The organism is Robiginitalea sediminis (assembly GCF_002198115.1).
Taxonomy (GTDB): Bacteria; Bacteroidota; Bacteroidia; order Flavobacteriales; family Flavobacteriaceae; genus Robiginitalea; species Robiginitalea sediminis.
This window is the reverse complement of the sequence record NZ_NGNR01000003.1, coordinates 341,043-364,644: the sequence shown is the minus strand read 5'-3', so window position 1 is coordinate 364,644 and position 23,602 is coordinate 341,043. Positions and strand designations below refer to the sequence as shown.

16 protein-coding genes and 1 tRNA gene are annotated in these 23,602 nt (G+C 51.5%); 7 read left to right on the top strand and 10 right to left on the bottom strand.

Annotated elements, in window-relative coordinates; translation table 11 throughout:
- Positions 1-3,453 carry a methylmalonyl-CoA mutase family protein gene (locus tag CA832_RS11430; protein ID WP_088341744.1) on the bottom strand — a complete coding sequence of 1,151 codons (3,453 nt, stop codon included), beginning with the start codon at positions 3,451-3,453 and terminating at the stop codon, positions 1-3.
- Positions 3,454-3,590: 137 nt separating this feature from the next.
- On the opposite strand from CA832_RS11430, the gene purU reads away from it, so the two are divergent.
- Positions 3,591-4,439, top strand: a complete 849-nt coding sequence (gene purU, locus CA832_RS11425) for a formyltetrahydrofolate deformylase (protein ID WP_088341743.1) — start codon at positions 3,591-3,593, stop codon at positions 4,437-4,439.
- 513 nt (positions 4,440-4,952) lie between these two features.
- Positions 4,953-5,147, top strand: coding sequence for a hypothetical protein (locus CA832_RS11420; protein WP_143542385.1), 195 nt, complete (start codon positions 4,953-4,955; stop codon positions 5,145-5,147).
- A gap of 9 nt (positions 5,148-5,156) precedes the next feature.
- On the opposite strand, the gene pyrF is transcribed toward CA832_RS11420, so the two are convergent.
- The 6 genes from pyrF to CA832_RS11390 all read right to left on the bottom strand — a co-directional run bounded on the left by pyrF (position 5,157) and on the right by CA832_RS11390 (position 12,056).
- Entirely contained in the window at positions 5,157-5,966 is an 810-nt protein-coding gene (pyrF, locus tag CA832_RS11415; RefSeq protein ID WP_088341741.1) for an orotidine-5'-phosphate decarboxylase, read from the bottom strand.
- Between the two features lie 3 nt (positions 5,967-5,969).
- The gene (gene prfA / locus CA832_RS11410) at positions 5,970-7,046 is read right to left on the bottom strand and encodes a peptide chain release factor 1 (protein WP_088341740.1); all 1,077 of its coding nucleotides are present in this window, start codon (positions 7,044-7,046) and stop codon (positions 5,970-5,972) included.
- A 69-nt stretch (positions 7,047-7,115) separates the two neighbouring features.
- Complete coding sequence (locus CA832_RS11405; RefSeq protein ID WP_088341739.1) at positions 7,116-8,117, bottom strand: FAD:protein FMN transferase; 1,002 nt, start codon at positions 8,115-8,117, stop codon at positions 7,116-7,118.
- 47 nt (positions 8,118-8,164) lie between these two features.
- Positions 8,165-8,593, bottom strand: a complete 429-nt coding sequence (locus CA832_RS11400; RefSeq protein WP_088341738.1) for a QcrA and Rieske domain-containing protein — start codon at positions 8,591-8,593, stop codon at positions 8,165-8,167.
- A 60-nt stretch (positions 8,594-8,653) separates the two neighbouring features.
- Positions 8,654-9,832: an AIR synthase related protein gene (locus tag CA832_RS11395; protein WP_088341737.1), complete on the bottom strand. Its 1,179-nt coding sequence runs from the start codon at positions 9,830-9,832 to the stop codon at positions 8,654-8,656.
- A 58-nt stretch (positions 9,833-9,890) separates the two neighbouring features.
- Positions 9,891-12,056 carry a glutamine synthetase III family protein gene (locus CA832_RS11390; RefSeq protein WP_088341736.1) on the bottom strand — a complete coding sequence of 722 codons (2,166 nt, stop codon included), beginning with the start codon at positions 12,054-12,056 and terminating at the stop codon, positions 9,891-9,893.
- A 217-nt stretch (positions 12,057-12,273) separates the two neighbouring features.
- Here CA832_RS11390 and CA832_RS11385 point away from each other — a divergent pair, with 217 nt between their 5' ends.
- The gene (locus CA832_RS11385) at positions 12,274-13,287 is read left to right on the top strand and encodes a glutamine synthetase beta-grasp domain-containing protein (RefSeq protein ID WP_088341735.1); all 1,014 of its coding nucleotides are present in this window, start codon (positions 12,274-12,276) and stop codon (positions 13,285-13,287) included.
- Positions 13,288-13,348: 61 nt separating this feature from the next.
- Here the strand turns inward: CA832_RS11385 and CA832_RS11380 are convergent, their stop codons facing one another.
- On the bottom strand, positions 13,349-14,287 hold the full coding sequence (locus tag CA832_RS11380; RefSeq protein ID WP_088341734.1) for a calcium/sodium antiporter: 939 nt from the start codon (positions 14,285-14,287) through the stop codon (positions 13,349-13,351).
- Positions 14,288-14,524: 237 nt separating this feature from the next.
- Between CA832_RS11380 and CA832_RS11375 the strand changes: the two genes are divergently transcribed.
- Positions 14,525-14,887 carry a BlaI/MecI/CopY family transcriptional regulator gene (locus CA832_RS11375; RefSeq protein ID WP_088341733.1) on the top strand — a complete coding sequence of 121 codons (363 nt, stop codon included), beginning with the start codon at positions 14,525-14,527 and terminating at the stop codon, positions 14,885-14,887.
- A complete protein-coding gene (locus tag CA832_RS11370) occupies positions 14,887-16,803 on the top strand; it encodes a M56 family metallopeptidase (RefSeq protein WP_088341732.1) in 1,917 nt (638 codons plus the stop codon). The genes CA832_RS11375 and CA832_RS11370 overlap by 1 nt, the downstream gene beginning before the upstream one ends.
- Positions 16,804-17,472: 669 nt before the next feature.
- Here the strand turns inward: CA832_RS11370 and CA832_RS11360 are convergent.
- Positions 17,473-17,985 carry an adenine phosphoribosyltransferase gene (locus CA832_RS11360; protein WP_088341730.1) on the bottom strand — a complete coding sequence of 171 codons (513 nt, stop codon included), beginning with the start codon at positions 17,983-17,985 and terminating at the stop codon, positions 17,473-17,475.
- A 76-nt stretch (positions 17,986-18,061) separates the two neighbouring features.
- Here CA832_RS11360 and CA832_RS11355 point away from each other — a divergent pair.
- A tRNA-Arg gene (locus CA832_RS11355) sits at positions 18,062-18,135 on the top strand.
- A gap of 235 nt (positions 18,136-18,370) precedes the next feature.
- Entirely contained in the window at positions 18,371-19,594 is a 1,224-nt protein-coding gene (locus CA832_RS11350; RefSeq protein ID WP_088341729.1) for a site-specific integrase, read from the top strand.
- A gap of 134 nt (positions 19,595-19,728) precedes the next feature.
- Here the strand turns inward: CA832_RS11350 and CA832_RS11345 are convergent, their stop codons facing one another.
- Positions 19,729-23,430: a DUF7149 domain-containing protein gene (locus tag CA832_RS11345; RefSeq protein ID WP_233131792.1), complete on the bottom strand. Its 3,702-nt coding sequence runs from the start codon at positions 23,428-23,430 to the stop codon at positions 19,729-19,731.
- Between the last annotated feature and the right edge of the window lie 172 nt (positions 23,431-23,602).

Here is a 23,602-nt window from a genome sequence, read left to right as displayed (position 1 = left end):
TTACATGTTGCGACGGTACTGCCCGCCCACCTCGAAGAGCGCCTGGGTAATCTCGCCCAGAGAGGCCACCTTGCAAACCTCCATGAGTTTCCCGAAGAGGTTTTCGTGGGTTACTGCCGCCTGCTTTAAACCCGTCAGGGCTTCGTGGGCATCGGCACCGTGTTGGGCGTGTACCCGCTTCAGGGTATCGATCTGCGCCTGCTTCTCCTCCTCCGTGGCCCGGATCACTTCCTCAGGCAACACCGTAGGGGAGCCTTTGGAATTCAGGAAGGTGTTCACCCCTACAATGGGGTAGGCCCCGGAATGCTTCAGGGTTTCGTAATGCAGGCTCTCTTCCTGGATACGCGAGCGCTGGTACATGGTTTCCATGGCTCCCAACACCCCTCCCCGCTCGGTTAGGCGGTCGAATTCCGACAGGACCGCTTCCTCCACCAGATCGGTGAGTTCCTCAATGATAAAGGCCCCCTGCAACGGATTCTCATTTTTGGCCAGACCCAATTCCTTGTTAATGATCAGCTGGATAGCCATGGCACGGCGCACCGACTCTTCCGTAGGGGTGGTGATGGCCTCGTCGTAGGCATTGGTATGCAGGGAATTACAATTGTCGTAAATGGCGTACAGGGCCTGGAGGGTGGTCCGGATGTCGTTGAAATCGATTTCCTGGGCATGCAGGCTGCGGCCCGAAGTCTGGATGTGGTACTTGAGCATCTGGGCCCTGGGGTCCGCCCCGTATTTGGAGCGCAAAGCCTTGGCCCATATCCTGCGGGCCACCCGGCCAATGACTGCGTATTCCGGGTCGATGCCATTGGAGAAGAAAAAGGAGAGGTTGGGTCCGAAGGCATTGATGTCCATACCACGGCTCAGGTAGTACTCCACATAGGTAAACCCATTGGCCAGGGTAAAGGCGAGCTGGGTAATGGGGTTGGCACCGGCTTCCGCAATATGGTAGCCGGAAATGGACACCGAGTAAAAATTGCGCACCTGGTTTTCGATGAAGTACTCCTGTACATCCCCCATCAGTCTCAGGGCAAATTCGGTAGAGAAGATACAGGTGTTCTGCGCCTGGTCCTCCTTGAGGATGTCGGCCTGGACGGTACCCCGTACCTGCCTGAGGGTCTCCGCCTTGATTTGCCGGTACACTTCTTCCGGAAGGACCTGATCCCCCGTAATTCCCAACAGGTAAAGCCCCAAGCCGTTATTGCCTTCGGGCAGGTCCCCGCGGTAGGCCGGAGGGGTAATGCCCCGGGCCTTGAAATAGGCGGCCTTCCTGGCGTCCACCTCTTGTTCCAATCCGTGCTCCCGGATGTACTTTTCGCACCCCTGGTCTATGGCCGCATTCAGGAAATACCCCAACAGCATGGGCGCAGGACCATTAATAGTCATACTTACAGAGGTCCTGGGGTCGGCCAGGTCGAAGCCGCTGTAGAGCTTTTTGGCATCGTCCAGGCAACAGATAGATACCCCGGAGTTTCCAATCTTGCCGTAGATGTCGGGGCGGTGCCCGGGGTCGTTCCCGTAAAGGGTGACCGAATCGAAGGCGGTGGAAAGCCGTTTGGCCGGCATATCGAGGCTCAGGTAATGAAAGCGCCGGTTGGTGCGCTCCGGCCCGCCCTCCCCGGCAAACATACGGGTGGGGTCCTCCCCTTTCCGTTTAAAAGGGTACAACCCGGCCGTATACGGGAAGGCTCCCGGAACATTCTCCTGCAGGGCCCACAGCAACAGGTCTCCCCAGCTGCGATACCTCGGAAGGGCCACCTTGGGCACCTTCAGGTGGGAGAGGGATTCGGTATGGGTTTCCACCCGGACTTCCCTCCCCCGCACCTCGAAGCGGTACTCGGCATTGCGGTATCGGTCCCGGAGGCCCTCCCAGGCCAGGAGAAAATCCCAATGGCGGGGATTCAGGTCCTTGCGTTCCTGTTCAAAGACAGTGGCCAGGTCCTTAATGGCAGTTTTCCGGCCTTCCGGGGCCCCTTCCAAAAGTGCCTCCAGCCGAAGCCCGTCCGTATCCGCATAGGCTATCCAGGTGGTATCTGCCTTGCCGGCCAACCCGCATGCGGCCTGATAATAGCCATACAACCGTTCTGCTAGGGCGGCCTGTTCCCGGGCCCGGGTGTCGTACCCCCGGTTGCTTTCGGAAATTTCAGAGAGGTAGCGCGTCCGCGCCGGCGGGATGATGTACCGCTTTTCGGATTGGGCCTCTTCACTTAAGGCAGGTGCTTCCGCCCAGGAGGCACCTACCTCCTGCAAGGCCGCCATGACGGCATGGTAGAGCCGGTTCATGCCCGGGTCGTTGAACTGGGAGGCAATGGTCCCGAAAACGGGGAGATTCGCATCATCCCCTTCCCAGATCCCGTGGTTGCGCCGGTACTGTTTCTTGACGTCCCTGAGGGCATCCAGGGCACCGCGTTTGTCGAATTTGTTAATCGCCACCAGGTCCGCAAAATCGAGCATATCGATTTTTTCCAACTGGGTGGCAGCCCCGAATTCCGGGGTCATGACATAGAGGGACCGATCCGAATGTTCCAGGATCTCGGTATCGGACTGCCCAATCCCGGAAGTCTCAAGAATGATCAGGTCAAACCCGGCAGCTTTGAGAATCTCAACCGCCTCCTTTACATATTTGGAAAGGGCCAGGTTAGACTGGCGGGTCGCCAGGGAACGCATGTAGACATTGGGGTGGTGGATCGCGTTCATGCGGATGCGGTCGCCCAGTAGGGCCCCGCCTGTCTTCCGCTTGGAAGGGTCTACCGAAACTATCCCGATGCTCCGGTCCGGATGACCGGCCAGAAACCGCCGCACCAGTTCGTCCACCAGGCTGCTTTTGCCCGCCCCTCCGGTACCCGTAATGCCCAGGACCGGGGTTTTTCCCGATGGCTTGGGAAGCTCCTTGCGAAGGGCTTCAAAAGCTTCCGGCTGGTTCTCGGCCAGGCTGATGAGCCGGGCCAGGACCATGGGGTCGCGCCGCGCCAACCCATCCGGGATGGCTTTCCCCTTGGGCAGGGCTACCTGGGAGACATCGTAGTCGGACTGGTGGACCAGGTCGTTGATCATCCCCTGCAGCCCGAGTTCCCGCCCATCGTCCGGGGAATAGATCCGGGCAATACCGTAGTCCATCAGGGCGCGGATTTCCTCGGGGAGGATTACGCCCCCTCCCCCTCCGAAGATGCGGATATGGCCGGCCCCGCGCTCCTCCAGCAAGTCGTGCATGTACCTGAAATACTCGTTATGCCCGCCCTGGTAGGAAGTCATGGCTATGGCATTGGCGTCTTCCTGAATGGCACAGTCCACCACTTCGGCTACGCTGCGGTCGTGCCCCAGGTGGATTACCTCCACCCCGGTAGCCTGGATGATCCGCCGCATGATATTGATGGCGGCATCGTGGCCATCAAAAAGGGAGGCCGCCGTAACGATCCTGATTTTGTGGACGGGGCTATAGGGTTTTGATACTTCCATAATTCGGGATAAAAATGAGCGTATTCCGTTAAAGAATTCGAACCCAAATGGGGGTCGCGCTTCGGATTCTACAAAAATAATACGGGTTTTCCCAATTCCCTTGCCATTCCTTTACTTTTATCCCAAACCCGATACCTGTGCATACCACCCTCATGATCCATTGCCCCGATTCTTCCGGGATTATCCGTTCGGTTACCAGCCTGGTACATGACCTGGGCGGCAACGTCGTATACCTGGACCAGCACGTGGACCGGCAGGCCGGTATCTTCTTTATGAGGCTCGAAGCCGATTTTAATGAAGGGCACTGGGATGAAACCGGGTTCCGCGAGCAGTTTGCCACCCGGTGTGCCCAACCCTTTGCCATGCAGTGGTCACTGCACCTGGAACAAACCCCGCGTATGGCCCTGTTTGTCTCCAAATATGTGCACTGCCTCTACGACCTGCTGGGCCGGCACCAGACCGGGGAACTGCCGGTCGATATCCCGTTTATCGTCAGCAACCACGAGGACTGCGCCCCCATTGCGCGCCAATTCAATATTCCCTTCCACCACGTGCCGGTCTCCCGGGAAACCCGTGCCCGTGCAGAGGCAGAGCACCTGGCCCTCTTAAAGCGATACCAGGCAGATTTCGTCGTACTGGCCCGGTACATGCAAATCGTAGGGCCGGACCTGATTGCCGCCTTTCCCAACCGCATCATCAACATCCACCACTCCTTCCTGCCGGCTTTTGCCGGGGCCAAACCCTACCACGCAGCTTTCGAAAGGGGGGTCAAGATTATAGGGGCCACCAGTCACTATGTTACCGAGGAACTGGACGAAGGGCCCATCATTGCCCAGGACGTCACCCCTGTATCCCATATCCACAGTATTGCCGATTTTATCGCCAAGGGCCGGGACCTGGAAAAAATGGTCCTCGCAAGGGCGGTTTCCTTGCATGTGGCCCGCAAGACCCTCGTCTACCACAACAAAACGGTGGTCTTTGCCTGAATCCGGGGGCGATATTCCGGGGTCAACCCGGTACTCATGATGGTGATTTGCAGCAGACGTGGTTTTCTTTGAAAAAAGATAATTCGTTGTATACTAAATGCTTCCGAATTTACGTTTGTTTTTAAAACCCGTTAAATTTCATGCGTTCTTAACACGGGCTTAATGGCCGGTTCAGCGCTTTTAACGGAATTTTGCACACGAATTATTTGAGTTAGTATTTTTTGAGTTAGTTAGTTTGGAAAACCCCGGTTCAGCAGGACCGGGGTTTTTTATTGTCTCTCCCCCTGGTCGGTTCTCTGCAATCCCATTTACCTGAACTACAACACGCGCCATTCACAAGCCCTCTTTTGGGCTGGATTTTATCGAAAACGCAGCAAAAATCCGTACCCGCGCAAGGCAGGGCTGGCCGAAACGTTAAAAATTAGACAAAAGGCCTGAATTTTAGTTAAATACCCCCCTTTGCTGCAAACCAAAAAGGGCTGGCGGCCGTATATTTGGTATAAAACGGGAGCTATGAATCAGCAATTCTGCAAAGTAGGAGCCATCCACCCCCTTGGCGAAGGCCAAAAGGGCATCGACCTGCTGGAAAACCAGTACGAATATTTCAGGGCCAGGGCCGAAGAAGTAAAGGCCACCAATGCCAAATTCGGCGATTTCCTGGAGCGGAAGGCCCAAAAGGTACAGCGCCTGCTTAACGAACTGTTATAAGGATCACCCTTAAAGAAGGGCTGCCATCTGTGCCTGTAAGGCTGCAGCGCTCTCAGCTGCCTTTTGTGCAAAATCCGTACCCCGGGAAGCGTAGATAATCCCCCGGGAAGAATTCACCAATATCCCTACGCTGCTGTTCATCCCGTAGCGGCAGACTTCCTCGAGGCTCCCGCCCTGCGCCCCTACTCCGGGAATCAGTAAAAAATGGTCCGGTGCAACACGACGCACCCGCTCGAGGTATTCCGCCTTGGTGGCACCCACCACAAACATGAGCCGTTCGGCGTGATTGTATTCCAGGCTTTGGGCCAGTACCCGTTCAAAGAGCATCTCCCCACCCACTTCCCGCGTCTGGAAATCAAAAGCGCCCGGGTTGGAGGTTAAGCCCAACAGGATGCTGAATTTCCCCTCGAAGTCCAGGAAGGGCTCCACGGAATCACGACCCATATAGGGGGCCACGGTTACCGCATCAAAATCCATCGCATTAAAAAAAGCCTGAGCATAGCGGGTGGCGGTATTCCCGATATCGCCCCGCTTGGCATCCGCGATGGTAAAGTGATCCGGACAGGTTTCGTTCAGGTAGTCTATGGTACGGCCCAGCGCTTCCCACCCTCTGGGGCCGTACGCCTCGTAGAAGGCGGTGTTGGGCTTGTAGGCCACGCAATACTCCCGGGTGGCATCTATGATGGCTTTGTTGAAGGCAAACAGGGGATCCGGCTCATCGAGCAAGTGAGGCGGGATGCGCTCCAGGTCCGTATCGAGTCCTACGCAGAGGAAGGAGGATTTTTCGCGGATGTGCCGCTCGAGTTGTTCCAGGTTCATGGGTTACAGGATCTCGGAAGCTTCTTTGAGCTTCTCGGTGTTTTCCACCAGCATGAGTTCGTCTATGATCTTCTGGATGTCGCCGTTGATGATATTCTGCAAATCGTACAGGGTCAGGCCGATGCGGTGGTCGGTTACCCTCCCCTGAGGGTAGTTGTAGGTGCGGATTTTGGCAGAGCGGTCGCCGCTGCTCACCTGCGAATTCCGCTTGGCGGCATCGGCCTCCTGCTTTTTGGCCAGCTCCATATCGTACAAACGGCTGCGAAGTACCTTAAAAGCCTTGTCCTTGTTCTTGTGCTGGGATTTCTCGTCCTGGCACTGGGCCACCAGCCCCGTGGGCAGGTGGGTCAGGCGTACGGCCGAATAGGTGGTGTTTACCGATTGCCCCCCGGGTCCGGAGGAACAGAAATAATCGATGCGCACGTCTTTTGGGTCTATATGTACGTCGAAATCCTCGGCTTCCGGCAATACCATAACCGTCGCCGCACTGGTATGCACACGCCCCTGGGTCTCGGTCTGGGGCACCCGCTGGACCCGGTGTACCCCGGCTTCGAATTTCAGCGTCCCGTAGACATCTTCTCCGCTTACTTCAAAATGGATCTCCTTGAAGCCTCCGCTGGTGCCCTCGCTCAGGTCTATCACGTTGGTCCGCCATCCCTTGGACTCGCAGTACTTGGTGTACATGCGGAACAGGTCGCCAGCAAAAATACTGGCCTCGTCTCCCCCTGTACCAGCCCGGATTTCCATAACCACATCCTTGGCGTCTTCCGGGTCCTTGGGGATTAGCATGAGTTTTATCTCCTCCTCCAAGGCTGGCAGCGCCTCCCGGGATTCCTCCAATTGCAGCTTGGCCATCTCGACCATTTCGGCATCGCTGCCGTCCGACAGGATTTCCTCGGCCTCCTGGATCCGGTCCTGCAATTCCACGTACAGGTTCCGCTTTTCCATAAGGCCTTTCAGGTCCTTGTACTCCTTGTTAAGCTGGATATACCGCTTCTGATCGGCGATGATGTCGGGTTGGATAATCAGGTCGGACACCTCGTCGAACCGCTGCTTTACGATATTGAGTTTGTCGAGCATTGCTCCTGTGGAAATTTGGAGCGAAGGTACGATTTTTGGGTCGATTTTCAGGAGGCGGCATCGGAAGTCTTACCGCCCCGGATCGGGCAGCAGGCCCCGTGTCCAGAACATAAGCCCGTCGGCATCCACTATAATAGCTTCGGTATCTCCCAGTTGCTCCACCAGGCGGATGCCCCGGGCCGGCCCCAGGGCACAGAGGGCCGTGGCAAGGGCATGGCTGAACTCGGCGGTCCGCGAGAGGACCACCACCTGACGGATACCTTCCACCGGGTACCCGCTACGCGGATCCAGGACATGCCCATAAGTCCTGTCACCCATCCTGACAAATCGTTTCCGGGTTTGTACCATGGCTACCGAAGATTCGATCAGGGGCAACCAGCGGTGCACCTTCCCGGTATTCTTGGGGTCGGCTACCCCAAGCATCCATTTCTCGCCCGAAGATTTGGCACCCCAGGCGGTTACCACCCCCCCGGCATTGATCATGCCCCCGGGCACCCCCCGGGCCAGCATGAGCTCCTTGGCCCGGTCTGCGGCATACCCCCTGAGAATAGCCTCCAGCCCGATCCGCATACCCTTTCGCGGCAAAAACACCGTGCGTGCCTCCGCATCGAGGACCACCTGCCGGTATCCCACCAGGGGAGTAAGGGCATTTATGGAAGTGGCATCGGGCAGGCGCCGCATACTGCCGTCGAAACGCCAGAGGCTGTCCAGGACTCCCAGGGTCATATCGAAAGCCCCTTCGGTGAGTTTGGAAATCAAAACAGCGCGCTGCAGCAAATGAAAACATTCGGGACTTACCTCAACCGGGGCCTCCCCTGCCATCGTGTTGATGCGGTGGGTCTGGGAACCCGGAATATCGGGGGAAAGGGCATCCTGTATCCTGCGCATCTCCGCCAGGGCCTCCTCCAGGTTGATATAACCCATTTCCTCACTGGCCTGGGTGATGTAGACCTCAACGGACTCCCCGAAAAGGACCTCTGTGCGCCGTACGGTCACCAGGCCGTCCTGCTGGGCAAGGCCGGCTCCTACCGCCCAGATCATAAGCCACAGGACCCACCTTCTTTTCCTCATCTTCCTCCTCTTTTGGGCCCGGTCGCTTTACCGGGATGTACTGAGTCTTATTCGAAAACGCGAAGGATATCGCCGTTCAGCTCTGTGTTGAAAACTTTAAGGGGGTTGCTGGTCACCGTGTTCAGGGGCGTGCCGCTTTGGTTGAATTGGGAGCCGTGGGTGGAACACTGGAAGATCCCGCCCTGGCTGGAGATAAAGCGCACCTGGTCGGTTTGCTGGTGGCTGCATACCTGGCTTGCGGCTACAAAATTCCCCTCCAGGTTGCGTGCCACTACGACGAAGTTCCTGAGGATAAAATCCCCGGGGTTTGCCAGGGCCATCCCATCCGGCCCGCTCAGGTCAATGGTGAAATCTACCCCTTCCGGGATGGGCTCGCTATCCTGCTCCGGACCCTTGGTGCACCCCTGGGTACAGGGGAAAATAACCGCAAAGGCCGCACCGGCGCCCAGCGTTCTTAAAAATGCTTTTCTTTCCATGCCATTTCTTTTAGGGTTAGCCCCTGAGAAGAAAACGGCGATCCGGTTAAAATCGTATGTTTAATAGGTGAACGACCCCTTGGGGGAATGGATGCTGAGGCTTTTGCTCCCCGCGGCTTCCACCCGGCCCACTACCCGGGCTTCTATCCCGAAACGTTCCGAGATGGAGATAACAGTTTGGGCAGCCTCCTCAGGCAGGTAAAACTCCATCCGGTGGCCACAGTTGAAGACCTGGTACATTTCCTTCCAGCCCGTACCGGATTCCCGTTGGATGAGTTCGAACAGGGGAGGTATGGGGAACAGGTTGTCCTTGATCACGTGGAGGCCTTCCACAAAATGCAGGATTTTGGTTTGCGCACCCCCGCTGCAATGGACCATCCCATGGATGGGTTCGGTGCCTAGTTGCTCCAGCACCTCCCGGACCACAGGGGCATAGGTGCGGGTGGGCGAAAGCACCAGTTTGCCGGCGTCCAGGGGTACCCCTTGAACCGGGTCGGTTAGCCCTACGCTCCCGGAATACACCAGGTCCGATGGGATTTCCGGGTCGAAGCTTTCGGGAAAGGTTGCGGCAAGAGCCTTTTCGAAGACGTCGTGGCGGGCACTGGTCAGGCCGTTGCTGCCCATACCCCCGTTATAGGCATCCTCATAAGTGGCCTGCCCGAAGGAGGCCAGGCCCACAATGACATCCCCCGGACGGATCCGGGAATTGTCGATGATGCGGTCGCGGCGGATGCGGGCAGTTACGGTGGAATCCACGATGACCGTTCGCACCAGGTCCCCCACATCGGCGGTTTCTCCCCCGGTGCTGTGGATGTGGATCCCCTGACCGGCCAGGTCGGAGATGAGCTCCTCCGTCCCCTGGATGATAGCCGCAATGACCTCCCCGGGGATTTTATTGGCATTGCGCCCGATGGTGGAACTCAGCAGGATGTTGTCTGTGATCCCCACGCAGAGCAGGTCGTCCAGATTCATCACCAGGGCATCCTGGGCAATCCCCTTCCAAACGGAGAGATCGCCGGTCTGCTTCCAGTACATATACGCCAGGGAGGACTTGGTCCCCGCCCCATCGGCGTGCATGACCAGGGCGTATTCCGGGTCCTGGGTGAGGTAGTCCGGGACAACCTTGCAAAAGGCCTTCGGAAAAAGGCCCTTGTCTACCTTGGCAATGGCCTTGTGGACTTCGTCTTTGGTGGCGGAAACACCTCTTTTCTGATAGCGTTCGGATGCGTTGGCTCCCATGGGAATAAGTTACGGTTAGGGCAAAAATACGGGAATCCTCGGGAGCGGCAACCCCTGCCTATTTGATAAAGAGCAGTTCCCGGTATTTGGCCAGGGGCCATTCCTTCTCCGAAACCAGGCGTTCCAGGCGGTCGCAATGGTAGCGTATCTCTTCGAAATACGGCAGTACTGCCTCACAATACGCCCGGGCCTTTTTCCCCAGGTCGTTCATGGCATTGGCGCGTTTGCGGGCCTCCGTCATGGCATCGGTCTTTTTGCGGGCTCCCTGCAGGTGCTCTGCCAATTGCTCCAGAATCCCCAACTGGGCTTCGGTAAGGGGCTTATGGGCGGCGCCATAAACCTCCTTCATGCCCCGGATATTGGCCAGCAGGCTGTTCTGGTAGGCGATTGTAGCCGGGATGATACTCCCGTAGACCAGCTCGCTCAGGACCCGCCCTTCGATCTGCGTCTGCAGGATATAGGTTTCCAGCTCCACTTCCTGGCGGGCGCGTATTTCCTTTTCGGTAAGAACGCCGGTCTCGGCAAAGAGGGCCAGGGACTCCGGAGCGGTGAGGACTTTCAGGGCGTCGGGGGTACTGCGGTTGTTGCTTAGTTTGCGGCGTGCAGCCTCCTTTTCCCATTGGTCGCTGTACCCGTCCCCATCGAAACGGATGCGCTTGCTGCTCTTGATATATTCCCGAAGCACATTAAAAATGGCCTCGTCCTTTTTGAGTTTCTTTTTCTCGATAAGCGCGTCCACCTCCTCGCGAAAGGCAGTCAGTTGCCGGGCTACGATGGTATTGAGCACGGTCATGGGCTTGGCGCAGTTGGCGCGGGCCCCAACCCCCCGGATCTCAAATTTGTTTCCGGTAAAGGCAAAGGGGGAGGTGCGGTTGCGGTCCGTATTGTCCAGCAGGATTTCCGGGATCTTGCCCACCACATTGAGCTTCAGCTCTGTTTTTTCCTCGGGAGAAAGCTTGCCCTTAGAAACCCCTTCCAGTTCATCCAGGACCTGGGTGAGCTGGGAACCGATAAAGATGGAGATGATAGCCGGCGGGGCCTCGTTGGCGCCCAGGCGGTGGTCGTTGCTGGCCGAGGCGATAGAGGCCCGCAGGAGTTCCTCGTAGGTGTCTACTGCCTTGATGGTATTCACAAAGAACGTGAGGAACTGCAGGTTTTTCATGGGGGTGCTGCCCGGGCTCAGCAGGTTGGTCCCTGTATCGGTGCTGAGGGACCAGTTGTTGTGTTTCCCCGAACCGTTGATCCCGGCAAAGGGTTTTTCGTGGAAGAGGACCTTGAGCCCGTGCCGCTCGGCCACTTTTTCCATCAGGTCCATCAGCAGCAGGTTGTGGTCTACCGCCAGGTTGGCCTCCTCAAAAACGGGAGCCAGCTCGAACTGGTTGGGGGCCACCTCATTGTGGCGGGTTTTTACCGGGATGCCCAATTGCATGCACTCGGCTTCCAGGTCGCGCATAAACCGGAACGCCCGCCCCGGGATTACCCCGAAATAGTGGTCGTCCAGTTGCTGTCCCTTGGCCGCTGCCTGGCCCACCAGGGTTCGGCCTGCAAGGGTGAGGTCCGGACGGCTCTGCGCCAGGGCCGCATCGACCAGGAAATACTCCTGTTCCCAGCCCAGGGTAGCATTTACCTTGGCTACGGTTTTATCGAAATACCGGGCAACGGCAGTGGCAGCCTGGTCCACGGCGTGTAGGGCCCGCAACAAGGGGGTCTTGTTGTCAAGTGCCTCCCCGGTGTAGGATACAAAGACTGTGGGGATGCACAGGGTGCTGCCATAGATAAAGGCCGGGGAAGTGGGGTCCCAGGCGGTATACCCCCGGGCCTCAAAAGTATTGCGGATGCCCCCGCTGGGGAAGCTGGACGCATCGGGCTCCTGTTGCACCAACTGCCCGCCCCCGAATTTTTCGATGGCCCGCCCATCGGGGAGCAGGTCGAAGAAGGCGTCGTGCTTCTCTGCGGTGGCCCCGGTAAGGGGCTGAAACCAGTGGGTGTAGTGGGTGGCCCCCATGGAAATGGCCCAGGTCTTCATGGCCTCAGCCACCTGGTCGGCCATTTTGCGTTCGATCTTAGACCCGGCAAAAATGGCATTCTTTACGCTTTGATACGCCTCGGTAGTGAGGTATTGCAGCATGCGTGCCTCATTGAAAACATGGGAGGCGAAGTGTTCTGACCTGCGGCCGGCCTGAGGGGGTGTCCCGCTTCCGGACTGGGGGGTGTGATGTTGCATGTACACGGGTTTATGAATTGGCAGCCGATAAAATTACGCAATTCGCATTGAACGGTGTCAAAATTAATTTTTTATCAATATCCCCCCTCAAAAAAGGGGGTGTTAATAATTATTAGTCTTTTTTTGATAATATACCCCCCTGCCATTATGGATGCGAGGTGAAAAAGTATATTTTTGACGGTCAAAATTCATAGTCAACAATAAACAATTCGGAATCATGAGCAAATCAAAATTAGAGTACATCTGGTTGGATGGCTACACCCCCACCGCGAACATGCGGAGCAAGACCAAGATCGAATCTGACTTCAGCGGGAAGCTGGAGGATTGTCCCATCTGGGCTTTCGACGGAAGCTCCACAGAACAAGCCGAAGGCGGTTCTTCCGACTGCCTCCTCAAACCGGTTGCCATCTATCCCGACCCGGCACGCGATAACGGGTTCCTGGTGATGTGCGAAGTTCTGAACCCGGATGGCACCCCCCACCCGACCAACTCCCGCGCCACCATCGATTCCGATGTAGACAACGACTTCTGGTTTGGTTTCGAGCAGGAATACTTTATTATGGACACCCATACGGACCTGCCCCTGGGCTTTCCTCCCGGAGGATACCCCGGCCCCCAGGGACTTTACTACTGCTCCGTGGGCGGGAAAAACACCCACGGTCGCGAACTGGTAGAGCGCCACGCCGATTACTGCCTGGAAGCTGGCCTGAACTTTGAGGGCATCAACCAGGAAGTGGCCTGCGGCCAATGGGAATTCCAGATTTTCGCCAAAGGCGCCAAGAATGCCGGCGACCAGATCTGGGTTGCCCGCTACCTGCTGGACCGCCTTACGGAAGAATACGGCTGGTATATTGAATACCACCCCAAACCCATCAAAGGAGACTGGAACGGAAGCGGGATGCACGCCAACTTCTCCAACAGCCTGCTGCGTACCTGCGGTTCCAAGGAGGTATACGAAAAAGTATGTGAGGCCTTCCGCCCGGTTGCCGCAGAACACATCGCGGTTTACGGCGCCGAGAACGACCAGCGCCTTACCGGGAAGCACGAAACGGCTTCCATCCACGACTTCAGCTACGGGGTTTCCGACCGGGGCGCCTCCATCCGGATCCCGATCATGACCGTTGAAAAAGGCTGGAAGGGATGGCTCGAAGACCGTCGCCCGGCGTCCAATGCCGACCCGTACAAGGTAGCGGCCCGCATCATCAAAACCGTAGAAAGCGCCAATATCTGATCCGGCAAAACCCAACGGTTTCCCAAGGAATGAACCCCGGCCCCCCACGGCCGGGGTTTTTTCATATCAGGGTGGTGTAGAGGAAACCCCCATAGACCAGCAGCAAAACCACCCCGTCGCGCCAACCCATGCGCAGCCCCTTGGGAATGAACACCAGGGGGAGGATTAATAAGGCGATCCCGAGCATCCAGTAGACATCCTGCTCCAAAATGGCAGGGTCGGAGGTGGCAATGGGCGCTATAAGGGCGGTAATCCCCAACACCGCCAGCAGGTTGAAGATATTGGAACCGATCAGGTTCCCCACAGAGATGGCCTTTTCCTTGCGGACCATGGCAATGACCGAAGCCGCCAGTTCCGGGATGCTGGTACCAACCGAGACCACCGTAATCCCGATAACCCGCTCACTCACTCCGAAAATCTGGGCCAGGCCAACGGCCCCGGCTACGAGCAGTTCCGATCCGCCCCAGAGGGCGACCCCACCCAGGGCCAGGTGGGTAAGGACCAGATAAAGCGGTTTTAAAGCCGGGGTATCCGACGGGACATCCACCACAGCCTGCTTCTGGAAGCGCAAGAGGTAGACTAAAAACGCAAAGAGCAGCCCCAGCATAATAGCCCCTTCGGCCCTGCTGAGCTGCTGGTCCAGGATCAGAAAGACATAAAAAACCAGGGAGGCCGCCATCATCATAGGCCAGTCCGTAAAGTAGAAGCTGCGCCGGACGTCCAGATGACCGATAAGCAGGGTAACGGCCAGCACCAGCCCAAGGTTGGCAATGTTCGAGCCGATGACGTTGCCCAGGGCCAGGTCCGGGAACCCGTCCAGAGCCGCTTTGGCGCTTACGATGAGTTCCGGGGCAGAGGTGGCAAAAGAGACCACCGTCATCCCGATAATAATCCGCGGGATGTGCAAACGCATAGATAGCCCCACGGCGCCCTTTAGCAGCATATTGCCGCCCAGGATGAGCAGCACCAACCCCGAAATGACCTGCAGGCCTTCTACCATATAAAAGCTTTTATCGCAAAGATACCTATGTTGGTCCACTACACCGCCCTGGTGTTACACCCCGGATTTCCTGATTTTTTAGTTTTTTAACTATTTTTATAGTTGCCGAACTAAATTTATCGTTAAGTTTGTCCTGCAATCAAAAAGCGAATCTTTCGTGATCCGCGGTCGGAAGCCCCCGGGGGCAACGTCTCCCGGGGCCTGCGACCCACCTGCAGATCCCCAAAAAAACATCCCATGCAAAAACTCACCAATAAGGAGGAAGAGATCATGAAGCTGCTCTGGAAGCGGCAAAAGGCGTTTGTCAAGGAACTCCTGGAGGACTTTCCCGGGCGCAAACCGCATTACAATACCCTCTCAACCATGGTCCGCAACCTGGAAGAAAAGGGCTATGTGGGCCACGAAGCCTTCGGGAATACCTACCGCTACTACCCGCTTATCACCCTGGAGGAATACCGGAAGGCCTTTATAGGGGAGACGGTTGCAGACTACTTCGACCACAGCTACAAAAGCCTGGTCTCCTACTTTGCCCGGGAGGAAAAGATTTCTGCCGACGAATTGCGCGAGATCATCCAACTCATCGAAAAAAAGCAGCCGTAATGGAAGCATTGGGACTCTACCTTCTGAAAGCCTCGGCCATACTGGCGCTTTTCTTTGTCTCTTACCAGGCCTACCTGAAACGCGAAACCCATTTCGGGCTTAACCGGGCCTACCTGCTGAGCGGGATCCTGGCCGCCCTGGGGCTCCCCCTTCTGGAATTTACCCGCACCGTTACCGTAGCCTTTACCCCTGTTGCCACCACCGTTACCCGAGGTACCGGGATACTCCCGGCAGAAACGGCAGCCCTGGGGTGGGACGAGGGCCTGGGACTGCTCTACCTGGGAGGAGCCCTGGCAGGCCTCTTTTTGATGGCCCGCCAATTGGTGGGCATCCTGCGCCTGATCAGGACCCACCAGGGGGAACGCCGGGACGGGTTTGTCTATCTGCCATCGGACCGGGTAGAGGCCCCCTTTTCCTTTTTCCGGTACATCTTTTACAACCCCGGGAACCATAGCGAAGCGGAACTCAGGCTTATCCTGGAGCACGAACGCGCCCACGGGGCCCAATGGCATTCCCTGGATATCCTGTTGGGTCGCCTGGCCGGGATTATCCTTTGGGTAAACCCCCTGTGCCGGTGGTACCGCCAGAGTATGGCCCAGAACCTCGAATTCCTGGCCGATGCCGAAACCATCCGCCGCGTCCCCTCCGTTAAAGAATACCAGTATACGCTATTGCGGGTATCGGCGGGCAACCGCCTCTCCCCCGCCCTGGCCAATTCCTTTTATTCATCATTCATCAAAAAACGAATCCTTATGTTACACCAACACCAATCCAGGCGCGCCCACATGCTCAAGCACCTGATTATCCTGCCAGTCCTGGCCCTGTTCCTGCTGGCCTTCAACACCCGGACCGTCTACGTGCCGGAAACTGCCCCCACAGACACCGTCACCCTTCAGGAGGGCAAGACCATTGAACTGATCATCGACAAGGATACCTCGGACGAGGAATTACAGGAGATCAAAACCAAGCTGGCTTCCGATGGGATGGATTTCAGCTACACGGCCGTGCGCAACGCCCAGGGAGAAATCATCGGCCTGGATATTGATATCCAGGGCAAAACCGCAAAAGGAAGCAACATTAGCGGATCGTATTCCCAATCCGACGATACCCCCATTGAGCCCACCCTTATCCGCCTGGACGACGCCGGAAGCCTCTTTATCGGGCAGGCCGATACGGGCCGCAAAATGACCTATCGCTTCACGGGCGATGACGATGCAGACCAGGAGAAGCAGGTACAGGTCTGGGTGCACCGGGATGGGGATGGGGAAGAAGAAACCATTGAGGTCCGGGAAAAAGAGGGTAAAAACGTCTTTATCGTAAACGGGGCTGAGGTAGATGCCGAAACCCTGTCCGAAGACAGCCGCGCCAAGAAAATCATGGTAAAACTCAAGTCCATGAGCGAGGATTCCGATATGGACGTACAGATCCACGAAATCCGGGTTTCCGAAGACGGGGACGAAGAGCATATAATAGAAGTCAAACCCGGGAAGGCCGTAGCCAAAACCATAGAAGTAAAAGAGGTGAACGGGAACAAAACCTATGTAGTAGACGGCAAAGTGGTGAGCAAGCTGGAATGGGAGGAACTAAACGAAGGGGGAGACAAGATGATTGTCCACACCGCCCATGTCCGTAAAATTGAGGATGCGGACGGGAAGCACATCATCATTTCAGACGATCTGGACTACGACAACGACATTATAGCCGAAGGCGGAAAGACCGACTTTATCTTTATCGATTCCGACAAGAGGAAAGACCCACTGGTTTTTATCGATGGCAAAAAAGCCAACATGAAAAAAATGAAAGCCCTGAAGCAGGATCAGATCGCTTCCATCGAAATTATGAAAGGACAAAAGGCCATTGACCAGTACGGCAAAAAGGCTGAGGACGGGGTTATCCTGATCACTACCAAAAAGTAGGCGCAAAGCACTAATACCCCCTGAAAAGGCATACCAAAGCCGGGCCCCAACGCCCGGCTTTTTTTAAGCCTCAAAAAATCCAAATGGCCAAAAACAGGCAAAATGCCACCTGTTTTTCCCTTGGATTTGAAAAAAGGGCCAAAAAAGCCCCTTGAAATATTACAAATTAATATACCATAGAAAATATAATCTTACACATATAAACCTATTTCAAGATTACCTTGTTATATATTGTGATATTATGGATTTTTTTACTTACAAAAGTGTATTTACTTTGATTAATTTTTGCCTTTTTTCTTGGAGGCGATCCGGGCCTGCGCATATATTCGGCCCATCATCACAATCGAGTCACCATTAACACCTAAAAAAACAGCAACATGATCGCACTTGCCAAGTACGTACTCCAACTGGTATTCACCCTGATCACCATCCTGTTCTAGGAGGTGGGATTACCCCAAAAGGCAAAAGGCTGCCCCCGGGCAGCCTTTACGCTTTTATAGAAGGGGCTATCTTTGCCCCCATGCAACAAGGTTTTTTTAAACTCCTCGCGCGGCTTAACAAGTGGCTGCTGCCATCACTCACCAAACGGCAGGCCGATTTGTCACGCGCGCCCAAATGGCAGCTGGCCCTTATCGGCTGGCGCTACTACGTAACCTGCCGCGCACTGGGCTAGTAGGTAACCAGGGCCCGGATGGGGAACCCATCCAGTTTATCGCGCCCTTTGAGGAATTGCAGTTCAATGAGGAAATTGCACTGTACCACCTCGGCCCCCAGCCCCCTGACCAGATCGCACATGGCCCGGGCCGTACCCCCGGTGGCCAGGACATCATCGTGGACCAGCACCCGGTCCCCGACCTCGATGCTCTCCGCATGGATCTCCAGGGCATCCGTACCGTACTCCAGCGCATAATCCTGTCTGCGGGTCTCCCGCGGCAGCTTTCCCGGCTTCCGCGCCGGGATAAAACCGGCCCCTAACTCGCGTGCCAGAAGGGGCGCAAAGAAAAACCCCCGGCTCTCGATGCCCACCACCTTATTGACCCGCAGGCCCTCCGTAAAGGCCAGCAGGGCCTCAGCGGCCTGGTGGAAGGCTTCCGGGTTCTCCAGCAAGGTGGTAATATCCTTGAAAACAACCCCTGGCGTGGGGAAATCCGGCACATCCCGGATGTAGTCTTTAAAATTCATAGAAAACCCTCGTGTGATATTTTGCCCTAAATCTAAAAAGAAATATATTTGCATCCCTTTTTAAGGGAAACCCATCGGCCACGTGGCGCAACTGAATAGCGCATCTGATTACGGCTCAGAAGGTTCCAGGTTTGAATCCTGGCGTGGTCACTAAATTGATTACCAAAGCAAATCAAAACCTTGTAAATCCTATGATTTACAGGGTTTTGTGATTTTTGGACCATCATTTAAATTGAATTAATTTGTGTTAAAAGGTTCACAGATCGTCAACATATTTTTGAATCTGTCAACATGTTGACGATTTAGGATTTCAGAACCCTACACAGATTACATAGTTGATTTGGCTTTCGTCAAACGGAATTCTAATTCTTAAAACCAAACAACTATGCGTTCTAAAAAAACTTTTTCGATTCTTTTCTGGACCTACTTCAATAGATCCTCTCAGGATCTTACCCCAATTTATTCCCGTATCACAGTGAATGGGAAGAGGGTTAATTTTAGTCTGAAAATTAAAGTCAATAAAGACCTTTGGGATCCGAATAGACAACGGGCTAAGGGGAATTCTCAAGCTGCTCGAGTGGTTAACCATTATTTGGACCAGGCACATGCCAAGCTCATTCAGTGTTATAATTCCTTGGACCAAAAAAACGAACTTATAACAGCGAAGATCATTAAGGCCATGTATTTGGGGGAATTTGAAACTCGCAAAACTCTACAAGACCTTATCACCTACCATAACCGCAAAACCGAAAATACTCTGGCCGAAGGTACTAAACGAAATTTTGGAGTAACTACTGGTTACTTGAATCGCTTTTTAAAGGAAAAGAAAAAGAAAGAAGATGTATTCCTTGGCGAGCTTAATTATGAATTAATCTCTGATTTTGAAGCCTATTTATTTAACTACTGGCCGAAAGGTCATCCTAAGGCCATGAGTCAAAATACAGTGATGAAGCATTTGCAGCGATTCAAAAAGATAGTAACCTTAGGGTATCATTTGGAATGGATAGATAAAGATCCATTTCTGCGCTGGAAACCCAACTTTACAAGGACAGATCGTGAATTTCTTATTGAGGAAGAATTAAAGGCTCTTGAAGATTACAAGTTCCTTCTTGATCGGCTGGATCGTGTGAGGGATCTCTTTGTCTTTAGCTGCTATACAGGTATCTCTTATGCGGATATGATAAGCTTGACAAAAAAGAATATTCAATTGGGGATAGACGGGAGTTACTGGATAATAACCAAACGAGCTAAGACAAAAGTACCCGTAAAAGTACCAATTCTAAAGAAGGCAAAAGAAATCATAAATAAATATGATCAGCATCCAATTACAGAAGTCAGTAATTCCCTTTTACCTGTAATCACTAATGAGAAACTCAATCTCTATTTAAAAGAAGTTGCCGAAGCCGTGGGAATTCAAAAAAATCTCACTTTTCATATGGCTCGTCACACCTTTGCGACTATAGTTACTCTTTCAAACGGGGTGCCTATTGAAACGGTTTCTAAACTTCTTGGACACACTAAAATTGCCACAACGCAGATTTATGCCCGGGTATTAGAAAGGAAAATTTCTGAAGACATGGCACTTTTAGAACTTAAACTTAAGAACTAATAGAGTATAGAAATCCAGGTATTTACACATAAAGAGGGGATTATAACAATACTCACAAATACGCTCTTTAAAAAGCCTTGTTGGGTCAACCTAGATTTGGAGGGCTGGCAATCATATAACTATTTGGCGATGAACTATGTATTCTCGATAATATCAATTTCATCTTCTGTTAAATGATACATATGATAAACAGAAAAATCTAACTGTTTTTCAAGTTCTGATGTGTCTGCTTGTATGTCTTTTGATTTAAGTTTTAATATTTCTTTTGATATAGATTCAATTTCATTTACAGCCTTGTCTGAAGGCATTGGAAACGAAATTTGCTTTATGTAGTCAGCTTTTATTGCAAGATTTAAAAACTTGGTAGCAAAAAGGTAATTTACCAAAGTCGAGTTTATAATCCCAATTAAAAAATATGCTGAATATTCGCCTGTCTTGGGAACTAGAAAGTTTAAACCTTGTGAGCCATAATAACCCACTTCGTCCACAGTGGCTACGATCCTTGGTTTTAGTCTTTCATTACGAGTATTCTGAATGATTATTTTTGGGGTGTAATCTAATAAGTCTTTGTTTCTGGCCCATTGTAATGAGAACCAAGGTATTGCACCATTAACACATTCTCGCCTTTTTGATAATTCTTCTTTGAATGGTTCAATATATCTTTTAGCCTTTTTAAAGTTGTCTATATCGCTCTTTGGATTTAGATAAAGGATTTTTCTTTCTGAATTCTTTATAATCCATTTGTTGAAGTCACGGCCGTGTAATACAGGTTTTAAAAGCTCAGGTTCAATCTCTGCTGATATCCATTGTTCGGGTTCATCAAAAATAAAAACTGGATTATTGCCTGTTACTATTCCTTGAAATACTTCAAAGTGCTGCTCAACATTAATATTAGTTGCTTTGAATAACTTGTCAAATATTTTGTTTGAGTTTTCATCACCGCTTACACTAATTGTATAATCGAATTTTTCAAAAAAGTCATTTTCAACTACCGTTGTTCGTGGTTGGTTGAAATTTAAAGCATCGATTAACTCTATTGATTTTACAGTTTTCTTATCTATAAAGAGAATAACGGTATCAACTGTTGCCTCTTCAAAAATGTTGCCGCCAGTGTAAAAAACTCTGCTTAACCAATTGTTTTTTAACAAACGTTCTCTAATTGGCCTATATGAGAGATTGTTTAAAACAATTGAAGGGATAATGAAATTTATTATTCCATTTTGTGTCAATGAAGAAGTTGCCAATTCTATGAACAAATTGAAAATATCTGAACGTTTGTAAAAGGTTGTAAAGGCATTTTTGAAATAATCCTTATCCCTTTTTTCCATCAATTCTACGTTCAAATAAGGCGGATTACCTATCACACAATCAAAGCCCATAAAATCGCCATCATCATTTAATACTTCAGGAAATTCAAACCGCCATTCAAAAGCGTTTTCAAAAATCTTGTTGGCCTTTATTTCTTCAATCTCTGCATCTAGCTTATTGGTTTGTTCGGTTAGCTGCTTCACTTTCTTGCTCCATGCGGCTTTTTCATTTTTACCCATTTCAAAAAGCTGCCCTTGGTTAGTTAGTTGAAATAGTTCTCCTGAAAGTTTGCGAAAACGTTTAACTTTTGGATCATTCAAAGAAATTTCACTCCTGAAATCTGACTTAATATCGGCTATCAGGCGTTCCATTTCTCTTTTCTGTTCCTTGCTTTCAGCATTTCGGTAAGTATCAACGGCCTTTCGGTAGCTGTCAATTGTCCACCTGCTTTTTTTCAAGGCTTTTTTCAGGTCTGCATCAATGGCAAAACGGCTCACTAAAGAGTTTCCACATTTTATATTGATATCAATATTAGGGAGCGTTTCAAGTTCTGTGTTGTTCTTGTAATAGGCGTTTTTCAAAAGCTCAATCCACAAACGCAATCGACAAATCTTAACTGAGTTCGGATTGATGTCCACCCCGAAAAGACAGTTTTCAATAATGGTTTGTTTTTCGTGGAAAAGCGCTTCTTGTATTCGTTGGCTTTCTTTGTTGTTAGGGTTATAATCAAAGAGCTCTCCTTCTTCGTCAGTTACAATCAGTTCGTCATTTATCACTTCAACCTGATACTCTTTCAGGCGTTTCCCGTCTCGGTCTTGTAGAATTTTCAAGTCATTCTTTACGGCGATCATTTCATTTAGTGCCGAAACCAAAAAGTGTCCTGAACCAACGGCCGGGTCACAAATTTTTAGACTGTTAACAATCTCATTGGCTTCTTTCCGGTCTTCAATTTTATCGTAAAGGTCATCCAGGTCATTACATTTCCAATTTTTAGTCTCGTTGAATTTCTGCACAACTGCTTTACGGATGGTTTCGCGACACATATACATAGTGATGAAACCTGGCGTGAAAAATGAACCATCCTTGTAACCGTTTATTTTCTCGAAAATCAATCCAAGAACGGAAGCGTTAATAAGAGATTTGTTTTCCTCCTGAATCTCTTCCGAACCTTCACTGCTGAAATCGTATGCGTCCAGAAATTCAAAAAGATATTCAATCGCATTTAGCTTTCCTGATCGCTTTTTTCCATGCTGGTCTTTCAACACAGTAGAGGATATAATTGGAATGGTTTTATCGTCCCTTAGATTACTTATGAAAAGTGTTTGCTGTTCAATATCTGTAGGCTCGAATAAGGAAGAATTGAGATAGGGGACCTTCTCAAAAGCTTTAATAACATCTTCGTTTCGCTCCTCATGCTTACGGGCTAAGACCTGAAAAAACAATCCATTCAGATCGTCATAGTTCTTGATTTTGTCTACATTCAGAAATGAATACGATTTATCGCCTTTGTGGTAGGTGATAAGTTGAGCTTCCAATAGTTTCAGAAATAATATCCTATTGATCCAAGTAATGGAAAGTTCAAGGGCAATATTGAAAAGCCTTTCTTCTTGTGAATTGCCAAATTGACTCGGTCGTTCCAACCTGCTAATCTTGTCCAAACTGTCAAGCTGAATGATAGCATTTTCAAGAATGGTCCCCGATAGTCGTTCGCCTAATTTGTTTCGTTCTATTAGTTTCTTACTTCCTTCTTTGGTCTCAGTTAAACCGATAATATGCAATAACTCACTATAAAAACGCTTGTCTAGGCTGTTGCTGTCATTGGTAAATGGAAGTTTTAAAAGATGTTCAGGAGATAAAAGCTTGTATAGTGCAATAAGTTTATTATCGTCTGTTTTATCCTCATTTCGAAGGGGCTTTTGATAATCCTGTAAATTGAAGTAGGTAAATTCAATTTCAGTTTTAATATCTGCGATAAATGGCTCGGCAATTTGCTTGTAGAAAAAATCCGTTTTGGTGTCTGCCAATCGACCACCTTCAAATTCATTGAATTGCTTTACTAATTTTTTGTTTTGAGCGAATAGTCTGTCAAAGGTGGTCGCATTAAAAATGAACCATTCATTGATGTTTGTAATAATCAAATGTTTGGTTTCGAGGTTGTTTTGTGTGATTCGCTCTCTTAGATAGTAAAGCATTAATTCCTGAAAAGCCTTTGTATTGAGCTTGTCAGTCGATATCATTTCATTCTTGTTGGTCGGTTTTTTTGCTTCAATAATTACTCCGACCGTGCTCTTTGCTTTGTCTCCGTTATGGATTACAAGGTCATTTCGCCCTTTGGTGTTGACAAAATGGTTTGGGTCGTAGTAGGTTTTTTTGAGAAAGTCAATGACAAGGTTTTTATGAAACTCTTCCGATTCGGTGTCATTTGTCCTGTTAAGCAGCTGGATGAGATTGGTCTTGAAACCTTCGATTTCGGACCTGTTGGGTTTTACTTTCAAAAAGGCTTTATTAAGTGCCTTTCTTGGTTTCAATTTTTTAATCTCCATCTTGCTTATGCCTCTTTTCTAGTTGAATTTATCATTCATATGCAAAGCCTCAAATAAAAATAGGCTCTTTCTCTCAGATTTGAATTTGCTTAGTAGCCGGTACTTATTCGCCTTTTCGCAAATTGGATTTCCAAATGGGATTAACATCAAACCAAAT

Excerpts from the sequence above, each read along its gene's own strand:
- CA832_RS11430 (WP_088341744.1), bottom strand. The coding sequence starts at position 3,453 with ATGGAAGTATCAAAACCCTATAGCCCCGTCCACAAAATCAGGATCGTT.
- CA832_RS11420 (WP_143542385.1), top strand. The coding sequence starts at position 4,953 with ATGAATCAGCAATTCTGCAAAGTAGGAGCCATCCACCCCCTTGGCGAA.
- pyrF (WP_088341741.1), bottom strand. The coding sequence starts at position 5,966 with ATGAACCTGGAACAACTCGAGCGGCACATCCGCGAAAAATCCTCCTTC.
- prfA (WP_088341740.1), bottom strand. The coding sequence starts at position 7,046 with ATGCTCGACAAACTCAATATCGTAAAGCAGCGGTTCGACGAGGTGTCC.
- CA832_RS11405 (WP_088341739.1), bottom strand. The coding sequence starts at position 8,117 with ATGAGGAAAAGAAGGTGGGTCCTGTGGCTTATGATCTGGGCGGTAGGA.
- CA832_RS11400 (WP_088341738.1), bottom strand. The coding sequence starts at position 8,593 with ATGGAAAGAAAAGCATTTTTAAGAACGCTGGGCGCCGGTGCGGCCTTT.
- CA832_RS11395 (WP_088341737.1), bottom strand. The coding sequence starts at position 9,832 with ATGGGAGCCAACGCATCCGAACGCTATCAGAAAAGAGGTGTTTCCGCC.
- CA832_RS11390 (WP_088341736.1), bottom strand. The coding sequence starts at position 12,056 with ATGCAACATCACACCCCCCAGTCCGGAAGCGGGACACCCCCTCAGGCC.
- CA832_RS11385 (WP_088341735.1), top strand. The coding sequence starts at position 12,274 with ATGAGCAAATCAAAATTAGAGTACATCTGGTTGGATGGCTACACCCCC.
- CA832_RS11380 (WP_088341734.1), bottom strand. The coding sequence starts at position 14,287 with ATGGTAGAAGGCCTGCAGGTCATTTCGGGGTTGGTGCTGCTCATCCTG.
- CA832_RS11375 (WP_088341733.1), top strand. The coding sequence starts at position 14,525 with ATGCAAAAACTCACCAATAAGGAGGAAGAGATCATGAAGCTGCTCTGG.
- CA832_RS11370 (WP_088341732.1), top strand. The coding sequence starts at position 14,887 with ATGGAAGCATTGGGACTCTACCTTCTGAAAGCCTCGGCCATACTGGCG.
- CA832_RS11360 (WP_088341730.1), bottom strand. The coding sequence starts at position 17,985 with ATGAATTTTAAAGACTACATCCGGGATGTGCCGGATTTCCCCACGCCA.
- CA832_RS11350 (WP_088341729.1), top strand. The coding sequence starts at position 18,371 with ATGCGTTCTAAAAAAACTTTTTCGATTCTTTTCTGGACCTACTTCAAT.